The 11332-nt window shown below is 60.0% G+C and carries 11 protein-coding genes; 3 read left to right on the top strand and 8 right to left on the bottom strand.

Annotation, left to right across the window (positions count from 1 at the left end):
• Positions 1-730: hypothetical protein (locus Q0288_RS08820; protein ID WP_299429531.1), on the top strand; the 730-nt coding region annotated here is incomplete at its 5' end.
• A gap of 162 nt (positions 731-892) precedes the next feature.
• Here the strand turns inward: Q0288_RS08820 and Q0288_RS08815 are convergent.
• The gene (locus Q0288_RS08815) at positions 893-1231 is read right to left on the bottom strand and encodes a dolichyl-phosphate-mannose-protein mannosyltransferase (protein WP_299429529.1); all 339 of its coding nucleotides are present in this window, start codon (positions 1229-1231) and stop codon (positions 893-895) included.
• 103 nt (positions 1232-1334) lie between these two features.
• Positions 1335-2888, bottom strand: a complete 1554-nt coding sequence (gene glpK, locus Q0288_RS08810) for a glycerol kinase GlpK (protein ID WP_299429527.1) — start codon at positions 2886-2888, stop codon at positions 1335-1337.
• A 135-nt stretch (positions 2889-3023) separates the two neighbouring features.
• Between glpK and Q0288_RS08805 the strand changes: the two genes are divergently transcribed.
• Complete coding sequence (locus Q0288_RS08805; RefSeq protein WP_299429525.1) at positions 3024-4241, top strand: Gfo/Idh/MocA family oxidoreductase; 1218 nt, start codon at positions 3024-3026, stop codon at positions 4239-4241.
• Between the two features lie 312 nt (positions 4242-4553).
• Here Q0288_RS08805 and Q0288_RS08800 read toward each other — a convergent pair whose 3' ends face one another.
• Positions 4554-5012, bottom strand: a complete 459-nt coding sequence (locus tag Q0288_RS08800) for a hypothetical protein (protein ID WP_299429523.1) — start codon at positions 5010-5012, stop codon at positions 4554-4556.
• Positions 5013-5251: 239 nt separating this feature from the next.
• Here Q0288_RS08800 and Q0288_RS08795 point away from each other — a divergent pair, with 239 nt between their 5' ends.
• The gene (locus tag Q0288_RS08795; protein WP_299429521.1) at positions 5252-6604 is read left to right on the top strand and encodes a hypothetical protein; all 1353 of its coding nucleotides are present in this window, start codon (positions 5252-5254) and stop codon (positions 6602-6604) included.
• 39 nt (positions 6605-6643) lie between these two features.
• Here Q0288_RS08795 and Q0288_RS08790 read toward each other — a convergent pair whose 3' ends face one another.
• The 5 genes from Q0288_RS08790 to Q0288_RS08770 all read right to left on the bottom strand — a co-directional run bounded on the left by Q0288_RS08790 (position 6644) and on the right by Q0288_RS08770 (position 11266).
• Entirely contained in the window at positions 6644-7108 is a 465-nt protein-coding gene (locus tag Q0288_RS08790; protein WP_299429520.1) for an NUDIX hydrolase, read from the bottom strand.
• An 11-nt stretch (positions 7109-7119) separates the two neighbouring features.
• Complete coding sequence (locus Q0288_RS08785) at positions 7120-7977, bottom strand: PfkB family carbohydrate kinase (protein WP_299429518.1); 858 nt, start codon at positions 7975-7977, stop codon at positions 7120-7122.
• 125 nt (positions 7978-8102) lie between these two features.
• Complete coding sequence (locus tag Q0288_RS08780) at positions 8103-9419, bottom strand: fucose isomerase (protein WP_299429517.1); 1317 nt, start codon at positions 9417-9419, stop codon at positions 8103-8105.
• Between the two features lie 62 nt (positions 9420-9481).
• Positions 9482-10309, bottom strand: coding sequence for a carbohydrate ABC transporter permease (locus Q0288_RS08775; RefSeq protein ID WP_299429516.1), 828 nt, complete (start codon positions 10307-10309; stop codon positions 9482-9484).
• Positions 10310-10366: 57 nt separating this feature from the next.
• Entirely contained in the window at positions 10367-11266 is a 900-nt protein-coding gene (locus tag Q0288_RS08770; RefSeq protein WP_299429515.1) for a carbohydrate ABC transporter permease, read from the bottom strand.
• Positions 11267-11332 lie beyond the last annotated feature (66 nt).

The following is an 11332-nucleotide window of genomic DNA, read 5'->3' as shown; positions in this document are numbered from 1 at the left end:
CAACCCAGCCAACAATTCGGCTGGTTATGATGCCAACATCTTCCCGCAAAACATCCTCGAGGTCGGGGCCGGGAGTGCCAACCCTGCCTCCCGCAACGTGGGCAAGGGGCAGTCGAACCTGCCAGTCTTGCAGTTCACCCTCACCAACAAGACCGAGTTTCCAGCTATCTTCGACGGCGATACCAAGCCCTCGATCTACGTAAATCGTATCTTCCTCAAAGCCTCCGGCACCGGCCACGACGCCAAGGACATCAACGCTGTGCGGCTCTATGCGGACACCAACAACAACGGCGTGGTGGACGCGGGCGACCCGCTGCTCGAGGTCTTGGTCTTCGGCAGCGATGACGGCATCCTAGAGCTCCCCGGCCTGAGCCTGGGAGTCGGGTCGCCGGAGGAGCGGCAAGGAACTTTCCTGGTAGCCTACGATCTGAACGACCAGGTACATCTGGGTTCCCTGAGCGCTCTGGCGGCGGGCCTAGGCGCGGGCGCGCTGGGATTGGGGCTGATCGCCGGTGGGCAAATCTCCAGACGCCGACGTTTCGCCTGGCTGGCGGTGGGCCTGCTGGTCTTGGTCTTTAGCGCCTGCACCAGCCCATCTACGGTGCAGCCCGAGCCTACCTCGCTCACCTACGGCCTGAAGATCACCCTCCTGACCACCAGCGGCGGGCCAAACGATGTCCTCCAGGTAAGCCTGCCCATCAACGGGGCTACCTTGACGGTGCAGCGCTAAAGCAAAACTCGAGGGCTAGAGCCCCCGAGTCCCGGCTACACCCAGACCTAGATTGCGCCCAGGTAAGATGCACAAATGGCTTTTTTGATGTAGCTCCGTACTGGGCACAATTCCCGAGCGATCGTTGACTCGCCTATCCCCCAAGATAGGTGCGGGAAGCACTTAGCTCTTCTTGCCCAGACGATCCTGGGCAGCCTTGGCCAGTTCTTCGGCCCTGGCCCTGGCTTGCTCGGCAGCCTGCTGGGCTTGCTCGCCCAGGTTCTTAAGCTGGTCGGGAATACCGTCGCCGTCTTTGTCCAGGTTGGCTTTGAGCTCATCGAACTTGGTTCGGGCCTGTTCGGCGGCTTGTTTGGCCTGGTTCATTACCCCCTCGAGCTGATCGGGCACCCCATCGCCGTCCTTGTCGAGGTTGGCCTTAACTTCATTAAATTTGGCCTCGGCCTGCTTGAGTGTATTTTCCGCAGCCTCGCGGGCTTTGTTGGCCAGTTCTCTAAAATCCATAATGCTACCTCCGCCCACAATCCTAACATCCTGGCGTGACGGGGGTATGAAAGACAGATATCCGGGTATACGGAGCCTGGGGATCGTCCCCCTGGTGCACGGACTATGCTCCGTCCCGAAGGGGATCGTCCCTCTGGTGCACGGACTCTGTTCCGTCCCGAAGGGGATCGTCCCCCACCCAGTTCCGGGCTCGCTCCACGGCCCTTTTCCAGCCGCTATAGAGCCGTTGCCGCTCTTGTGTTGGCATGATGGGCTCAAAGCGCTTCTGTACAGCCCAGCGCTCGGCGATCTGCTCCTGGGTGAGCATCCCTACCCCCACTCCCGCCAGATAAGCGGCCCCCAGCGCAGTGGTCTCGGTCACCTGGGGCCGCACCACCGGGGTGCCCAGGATATCCGACTGGAACTGCATCAGCAGGTTATTGATGGTGGCGCCGCCATCCACCCGCAACTCGGAAAGTTGCAGCCTCGAGTCGGCCTCCATGGCCTCGAGCAGATCCCGGCTCTGGTAGGCAATGGCCTCCAGGGCCGCCCTGGCAATATGGGCTGCGGTGGTGCCACGGGTCAGGCCGATTAGAGTTCCACGGGCATAGGCATCCCAGTAAGGCGCACCCAGCCCCACAAAAGCCGGAACCAGATACACCCCATCGGTGCTCGCAACCCTGGAGGCCAGGTTTTCCACCTCGCTCGAGTTTCGAATAATGCCCAGGCCATCCCGCAGCCACTGCACCACGGCCCCGGCAATAAACACCGAGCCTTCCAGGGCATACTCGGCCCTCTCCCCCTCCAGTTGCCAGGCTATGGTGGTCAAAAGACCGTGCTGGGAGGCCACCAGTCCCTGGCCGGTGTTCATCAGCATGAAACACCCGGTGCCATAGGTGTTTTTGGCCATGCCGGGGGTGAAACAGGCCTGTCCAAACAAGGCCGCCTGCTGGTCGCCCGCTACCCCTGCAATGGGGATTGCGGCCCCAAACAACTCGGGCACGGTCTCGCCGTAGATGCTTGCTGAGGGCAATACTTCCGGCAGCACCGCCCTGGGGATGCTTAAAACTCCCAACAAATGCTCGTCCCAGTGCAGGGTATGGAGGTTAAACATCAGGGTGCGCGAGGCATTGGATACATCGGTAGCGTGCACCTGGCCGCCGGTCAGGTTGAAGATCAGCCAGCTATCCATGGTGCCAAAGCACAGCTCGCCTTTGCCGGCCCGCTCCCGCAGCCCTGGCACATTGTCCAGCAGCCACTTTATCTTGGTTCCGGAAAAGTAGGCGTCCAGCACCAGCCCGGTTTTTTGCCGAAACACGCCTTCATATCCCCCTTTGCGCAACTCGTCGCAGATGGAGGCGGTGCGGCGGTCTTGCCAGACGATGGCCCGGTGTACCGGCCTGCCGGTAGCCCGTTCCCACAGCACGGTGGTCTCGCGCTGGTTGGTAATCCCGATAGCCACGATCTCGGCTGGCTGCACCCCGGCCCGCTGGATGGCCTCGCGGGCCACCTGGAGCTGTGATCGCCAGATTTCCATGGGATCGTGCTCGACCCAGCCCGGCTGGGGAAAGTGCTGCATGAACTCCTGCTGGGCCATGGCCTGGGGCTGACCCTCCAGGTCAAACACAATGGCCCGGCTGCTGGTGGTTCCCTGGTCGAGGGCAAGGATGTAGGGCATGGATTCCTCCGTGTTCAGATTGTAACGCGACTCTCGCCAGTTCTGCTGCTCCCAGTGCGCGTTTTTATACCTGGCATTCCACCACACGCTGCACAACTATTCACCCGGCAATTTTAGATTTATAATCTAAAAACTATGAAACGCAACAAGGAATTTGCCAACCGCCTCCATGCGCTTGTACCGAAGTTTGCCTATGTGCCACAGGAAGACCGCTTCCTGATGAACCCCGGCTCCCTCAAGTACCGCTTTAATGTGATTGGGGTGGGGGTGAATGGGCAGGAGCACATCCAGGTAACGATGCTGGAAGGCCGCTGCACCATCCACGGGGTCTACGACCCCAACCCCAGCAGCGTAGAGGCTGCCAGGCACCTCAAGGCCCAGTTTACCAGCGAGCCTCTGATGGCCTACGAAACCCTCGAGGCCGCCTGCAACGATCCGGCAGTGGATGGGCTGATTATCTGCACCCCAAACTTCACCCACCTGGACGTGCTGAAGGCGGCGGTTCAGTCCGGCAAGCACATCCTGCTGGAAAAGCCCATGGCAACCAACCTGCGCGACGCCTACGAAATCTGGCAGATGGCGCAAAACTACTCCAGGGTATTGCAGATTGGCCTCCAGTACCGCTACAAGCCCATCTATGTGGAGGCCATCCACGAAGCCAGGGAGCGCAAAAGCCTGGGCGAGATTAAGACCATCACCATCCTCGAGCACCGCGAGCCTTTTCTGGACAAGGTAAAGCAGTGGAACAAGTTCTCCAAATACTCGGGCGGGACGCTGGTGGAGAAGTGCTGCCACTACTTCGACCTGTTCAACCTGTTTGCCGGGTCGCGTCCACTGAACGTGTATGCCAGCGGCAGCCAGGCGGTAAACTTCAAGAGCTTTGAGTATGGCGGCGAGAAATCCGACATCCTGGACAACGCTTTTGTGATCGTGGAGTATGCCAACGGCATCCGGGCCAACTTCAACCTGTGCATGTTCTCGCCGATGGTCTACGAGGAACTCGTGCTGTGCGGCGACGAAGGCCGCCTTAAGGCCAGCGAGGGGTTCAATGGACAGGCCCACTCCCAGTGGGGCAGCTACCTGGAAGTGATCTGTACTCCCGAAAAAACCTCCCGCGTCACGACCCCCAGTTACCCCGAGGCCATCGAGAATACCGGCCATAACGGCGCTACCTACTACGAACACCTGCGCTGGATCGAGGCCATGGACGGCCAGCCCACCACTGCTGCCACCCCCGAGGAGGGCTTCTGGAGTGTGGTGGTTGGGGTCGCAGCGGAGGAATCGGTGAAGCGCGGGGAAAAGGTGCTGGTCAGGGAGTTACTCGAGGCAAACGGGCTGGGAGATCTAACTTGAAATGGTTTCACAACAGCCTGTAGGGTGCGGCCCACTTCGCCGCACCATTCCAGCAACATCGCTGCACCTCGAGCCTCTTCCAGTAAGGCTCCTCAAAAAAAGGGTTTGCGGTGGAGTGCATGGGGTATGTGTTTACAAACTGGTTCGGCCCTTGAGAGTGTGGTGCGTTCCGCACCCTACAAACCGAGCAAATCCCATCTCTCCAGATACCTGTCATTTCTGTCCGAAAAATTGCGAACTGGTTGGGCCCCTGAGCCTGGCGGCAAAAAGCTAAACCTTCTGACGGTTCGCTGGAACAGTCTGTTGGGCGCGCTACCCATGGTAAGCCTCACGTACGACGGGTATAGACTCTACGCAGGCAGAGAGAATGGTGAGGCTGTGACGGAGTAGCGGCTCACTACGCTCAGGATCAAACCAACGCCCGTTGAATTTGCCACCGTGAAAGAGATTGTTGCGTACACGACGGACATAAATAAGAAGCCTGTCTGCCCGGGAGTTGGTTTCAGGTTCTGAAACCTCCCACTGAATGATGCCGCCTACTATGACCTGCTTTTTGGGCGGTGCATTGAAGAAGAAATCAATGGCCTCTCTTAGCTCCTGAGTTGTTGGGTTGGCTATTAGACCTTCAACAGCATGGGCGAATTTTCTCCAATTGGCTTCTGCTGCCCCATCTCCGTGGTTGTAACCTGCTGCCTTCAGTGCATATTCAGTCCGCGAGTAGACTTGAAACAGCTTTCCGGCCAGTTGATCTAGATGCGAGTGACTGGTCATGTAGTTACTCCTAACTAGTGATTAAAACGCATTTGCGGAACACTATGCCAATTCGGGAGTTCAACCTCGCCACGCCGCAACTTGCAGCCCATCGCTATGGGTCAGAGTGTACACCAGAGCAGGTGTTTTTTACCTTGGTTTTAGAGACCCTCCAAAGAGCCAGGCCGCCCCTGGTTCCAGTCATGCTTCAGTCATGCCCTGGCCTGTAGGCTGACAGCAGACCGTAAGGAGGTGTCCCGATGAAACTGTTTCGCAGCCTGGCTGGCGCAATTTTGCTAATGGGGTTTTTCTGGGGAGGTGCCCTGGCCGAGAGCTTTGACATCTTCAACTACACCCCGCCCCAGGGTTGGAAGAAAAGCAACTTGCAAGGCGGAGTAATGCTGTCGCTGCAAACCAGGGAGTCGTTTGGTTCGATTGTGCTGTATGCCAGCGTGCCCGCTGGCAACAACCCCCAGCAAAACTTCCAGGGAGAGTGGAAGCGCCTGGTGGAAGAGGGCCTGGGCCTCTCTGGCGAACCCACCACCGAGATGGGGCCACCCAACGGCGACTATCAGAACCTGGCGGGTGGCATAGCAGTTTCGCAGGATGGGCTCGACTATGTGGTGCTGCTCTCGACCTTTACCGGCAACGGGCGTGTGGCCAGCATCCTCTACATCACCACCGACGAAAAACTATTCGACCTGTTCGACCGCTTCAACAGCTCCCTCAAGCTGAGCAAGCCCAGGGCTGCCCAGGCCCCTCCGGTCAACGTGGCCCGTCCCCCCGCAAATGTAGCGGCCAACGCCCGCACCATCGCTACCCCCACCACCCGTTTCAACGACGGCTGGGTATCCACCATCGAGAACGGCTTCGTGCGGGTTGCCAGAGGCGAGGTGGTGGTTCTGCTTCACTACGGCATGCCGCTGCCCGAAAACATGTGGGTTATGGGCAACGAGCAGGAGCGGGTCAACCACTACTGGAACCGACTGGTGGCGCCCCGCTACCGGGTGGACGAACTCAAGGTCTTCAAAAACGGCACCTGCTATTTCTGCCTCTACTTTGGCGAGGGCAGCGCCACCGAGATTGCAACCGGCGCCCGAAAGCACGTGGCCCTCTACATTGGATTTGACAAAGGCCTGGGCTATGCCATCCAGGTAGTGGCCCCCAGCTTTGCGGCTTTCCAGAGGGAGTTTCCCAACATCGAAGCGGTGGGCAAAATGACCGGCTACAACAAGTTTGCGGTCAAGGCCGCCGACCTGATCGGCAAGTGGCAAGAGAGCAGTTCCGTCGCAGGCCAGTACTACAACTCCATCACCGGCGCTTATGCAGGCATGAACGCGGTGAGCAGCGTCCACAGTTTCACCTTCAACCGCGATGGAACCTACGCCTCCACCCACGCCGGCGCCAGCGGCTTTGTGGGGTCACAGCAGTTTTACTCCCAAAAATACCAGGGCCGACTTACCCCGAACGACTGGCGGATGAACCTGACCCACCGCTTCAACAACCAGACCGAGGTGTTCGAGGCCTACTTCGAGATGACCGGGGCCGGGCCGGTATTGCACCTGATCCGGGTCAATGCTCCGGGCATTCACTACCGGCTGATGCGGGAGTAGGCGTCCCTACCCCCACAACACAAGAAGGGGAGCGCGGAGTCAAAGCTCACCTCGAGCTAACGCCTCTTTAAGCAGTTCCAGCGCACGCCGATTCACCGGCCCCATCAAGGGCGGTAGCCGGTCAAGGGCAAAAAACTGCACATCCTTGGTTTCTTCGGGCAGGGGGCGGATCGCCTCACCCGCGTAGCGGCCCACGAACATAGCGCTCACGTTGTAGACCTCGTCGCCGTTGGGGTAGCGATAGTAGTACTCGGGGCCAGACAGCACCGTGAAAAGCCGCAGTTGTACTATGGTCAGGCCGGTTTCTTCCAGCAGCTCGCGCCGGGCGGTCTGCTCGAGGCTCTCGCCCAGTTCACACGCACCCCCTGGGGTGGCCCAGTCGTGGGAGTCGGTGCGGTGTTGCAGCAGCACACGGTTTTGCCCGTCCAGCAGCATAACACCCGCTCCCACCATGATCAGGGGGCCTGAACCCACCCGTTTTCGCAGTTCGTCAATGTAGCCCATGGTGCAGTACCTCAGAAGTGAGTCCCCCTCGAGGCCAGGAAGGCCTGTACCTCGGCCAGGCGTGGGAGCGTAGCATTCGAACAATGCAGGGCCGCCACGGCGGCGGCGAACTCGAGCGCCTGCACTTCCTTCTTGTCTTCGGCAATCGCCAGCGCGAAGGCTCCGTGGAAGACATCCCCCGCACCGGTGGTATCCCGCACATGTACCTTGTGGGCCGCAACGTGACCGTCCGCGAAAGCTACCCCGTCAGCTCCCAGCGTCACGGCAGCAAATACGTCCAGCGCCTGCAATCGGGCCAGGAGCTGGTCTACCCCTCCTTTTTTTAGCGCCAGTTCTTCCGAGGCCACCACGTGCGTAGAGACCTGGATCAGCCTCCAGTCATCGTCGCGGTCTCGATCCAGGTCGAGAATGACTGGTATTCCACGCTCCCGCGCGGCCTGCCCCAGGCTATAGCCCGCCGAGGCCCAGCGTCCATCCAGCAGGAGAGCATCGGCATTGTTGAGCAGTGGCTCCACATTCAACACCAGCTCGTCGGGCAACTCGGGCCGGTAGGGAAAGATATAACGCTCGCCCTCTGGCGTGACCAGCACCGCCGAGACCGGCGTAGCGGAACCAGTCTGGAAATGGGTTTTGACCCGCTCGGCCTCGAGCATCTGCCGCAAGCGCTCCCCCGCCGCATCGTCCCCCCGGCGGCTAACGAGATGGGCCTCGGCACCCAGGCGAGCCAGCGCTATGGCGGCTACTGCCGCAGGGCCGCCAATGGCTTCGCGGTAAGTCTGAACCCCGGTGCGGCTGTGGGTGGGGGGGAATTGCTCGACATGGTAGCGCTGATCGAGGCAGGCCCAGCCCAGGGTGAGGATTTTGGTCATACCTTAAGTATCTCCATCTCAGATAGCCAGGAGTCCATAGCCGATGGTCTATGGTCAACAGTCAGTGGCCCATAGCTGATCGCAAAAACCCTCTACAATCTTTGGTGCGAGACCGCAGACCCAATTCACCATACCAGCCGGTTCTCCTCGGTATTCGCGGGCAACACCTCCAACCCCAGCCAGGCACACATCTCCAGTAGCGCCTCTTCGTGCTGCCCCATCCCGACGGCCATGTGGTGTGGAATGCGGTGGTTGAGCCAGCTTGCCAAAAACTGCCGTGGGGTTAGCTTCTGGCCGGCCCAACTAGCTTGGGTGAGCCAGCTCGAGTCCCCGTCGTAGCCCTTCTCGCCACTCAGCACCCCGCCGTGTACTACCGCCCTGCTCCCTGGCAGCAGCCGCAGGCCGCTGATGGGCCCTGCCTTCAAGGGCATGTCGCGCACTGCGGGCAAATTGCGGTTGAAGTGCGGAACCAGCCGGGTGGGGCCACCCGCCCAGGCGAGGGGGGCCTCGCCTCCGTGCCAGAGCATCATCCCCCGGGCGGAAAAGTGCGAGATATCCAGCAAAATGGCAGGTTGGCCCGAAATAGCCCGCAAAGCCAGCATTCCGGCCAGCCCCATCACATCGCCCTCGGGGGCCAGCGCATAGCCCTGATCGGCCAGTCGGGCCATCGCCGAGTAGGCCATCACACCGGTCTTGTCCGGAATTTCCGGCCATTCGCGGATGGCCACACCATCGTAACCCTGGGCCAGTCGGGTCAGGGCCCGTTCAAGTCGAAAGGTCTCGCGCAACTGCTCTACCGGATACTCGGAAAGTTCGCGGAAAGCTGCGGCCTCCTCGGCTACCTCCACCTCTGGCACAGCCGACAATGCCTCCCATAACTCGGCAAGTTCGGCTTTCTCGACGGTGAGGCCCGTCTCGGGTAAAGCACTGAAGGCAAAAAATCCAGGGGCATGACCCCCCAACCACAACACTCGCCCCCGACGTAACACCTTGGCCCCGCACAGCGCCTCGAGGGTTAATTTCAAGCGGGTCTGAAGCCATCCATCCTCCACCGCACCGTAGAACCACTTGGTCGGTTTCTCGGCGAGGGAAACCCCCAGGTTGAGCCCGCAAATCGCGTTTTGGGGCAGCGGCCCGCCATCCCACACCTCGGGCAAGGCCCACAATCCCACCGGAATGGGGAGTTGCAACAGCGGCAAAAACACATCGCCGGTAGCAAAGGTTACATGCTGCACCAGCAGCAAATCCAGGTTGGCTGCCAGGGCTGCGCGGGCGGCGGCTTCGGCCTGGGCGGTATCGGCCACCGGTTCACAGACATAAGCCACTTCGAAGCCCCACTGGCTGCCCAGGGCTTCTAAGGCCTGGCGGGAGGTGTGCTCGAGGCCAAACCGTGACCCTCGGAACAGGGGCCGCACAATGGGAACTAGACCGATTCGTAACATAAACTCATTGCCGATAGCTTATAGCAAATGCCCCGCAACTCTTCTCGCTACGGGCTACGCTATCAGCCCTTCACCCCTCCTTGGGTCAAACCCCCCACCACCCGCTCCTGGAAGATGGCGATGACAAGAGCCAGCGGCACCAAGGCTACAACCAGCGCAGCAGAAATGAGGGGCCAGGGAAAACTAAACTCGCCTTGCAGAAAGTTGATGCCCACCGGCAGAGTGCGCATGGCCTGTGAGGGCAACAGGGTCAGGGCCAGCAGAAACTCGTCCCAACTGTTGACAAAAGCCAGGATGCTGGCGGTAAATACCCCCGGCGCCGAGAGGGGCACCACGATGCGCCACAGCGCTCCCAGGCGTGAACATCCATCCACCATCGCAGCCGATTCCAGATCTTTAGGGATGCTCTGAAAAAAGCTTACCAGCACCAGCGTTGCAACCGGAATCGAGAGCGCTGCGTGGGGCAGGATCAGGGCGATATAGTTGTTCCGCAGCCCCAAAGCCAGCACCATCTCGAACAAAGGCAGCAGCAAGGTTACGGTGGGGAACATCGAAACCCCCACCAGCAAGGAAAAGATCAGGGTCTTGTAGGGGATGCGCAAGCGGGCCAGCGCATAGGCCGCCAGTGCCGATACCAGCACGCACAGCAGCGTAGCCCCAATTGCAACCACCAGACTATTGAAGAAATAGCGTCCAATCGGGGCACTGGTAAAAGCCTGCACATAGTTTTGCAGGGTCGGACGGTCCGGCAGCCAGGTGATGGGGATGCGGGTCAGCTCGCCCTCGGTTTTGAACGAGGTGAGTAGAATCCAGACCGCCGGGAAAAATCCGTTGATCACCACGATGCCCGCTGCGATCCAGAGCCATATCCGGGGATTATCAAACTTCATACGGCCCTCCCAGATTGAGAGGGGGAGCCGGTGAGCATGGGGACAGGGGTTCCCAGCCTAGTCATCGGTTCCCCTCACGTAGCGCAGGTAGACCAGGGTGACCACCAGGCTAATCAGGAACATCAGCACCGCCAGCGCCGAACCATACCCAAAGTTCAGGTTCTCGATGCTCATGGTGCGTACATACATCGCCATGGTCTCGAAGGAGTTGCCCCCGTTCTGCATGGCAAAGGGAATATCAAAGGTTTGGAAGGCTGTGATGGTGCGAAAAATCGCGGCCACCAGGATAGCTGGCATCAGCAGAGGCAGGGTGATGCGCCAGAAACTCTGCCAGCGGTTGGCGCCATCCACCTCCGCCGATTCGTAGAGCTCCCTGGGGATCACCTGTAAGCCCGCCAGCAGAATGAGGGCCACAAAGGAACTGGTCTTCCAGATGATCGTGACGCAAATGGCCCAGAATAAAAGCTCAGGTGTGGTCACCCAGAGCAACCGTTCGCCTCCCAGACGTACAATCACATCGTTGACCACACCGTACTGGCTGTCGAAGAACCATCTAAAAATCAGCCCGGCAAACACCAGCGGTAGGGCCCAGGGCAGCAACAAGCCGAGTCGAACCGGCCACCTGACACGGAAGGGCAGGTTGGCCAGCAAGGCCAGCAAAAGCCCCACCACCAGCGCTCCCGGCACCGTGACCAGCACAACCAGCATGGTGTTCCACAGGGCCGTCCAGAAACGCTCATCGGCCAGTGCCTGGGCAAAGTTGGCAAAGCCAATAAAGACCGGATTGTTGCCGGTTTCATCGGTCAGGCGGCGCTGAAAAAGGCTGGTATATATCAGGCGTGCCACCGGGTACAGTGCCACCGAGCCAAGCAACAAAGCCGCCGGAACCAGCAGCCAGAAGGCCAGCGCACGCTCACTCAGGTCGCCGATGCCGCGATGGAATTTGGGCTGGATCATGCGAATCTCCTACCAAATCCTCGGCTATGTGGCTTCTCGGGAATCACCGGCCGCCGCCCTACCCAG

This window comes from uncultured Meiothermus sp., from assembly GCF_937863175.1.
Classification (GTDB): Bacteria; Deinococcota; Deinococci; order Deinococcales; family Thermaceae; genus Meiothermus.
Note: the sequence above shows the minus strand (reverse complement) of the source record. Positions and strands in the feature narration are given on the sequence as shown.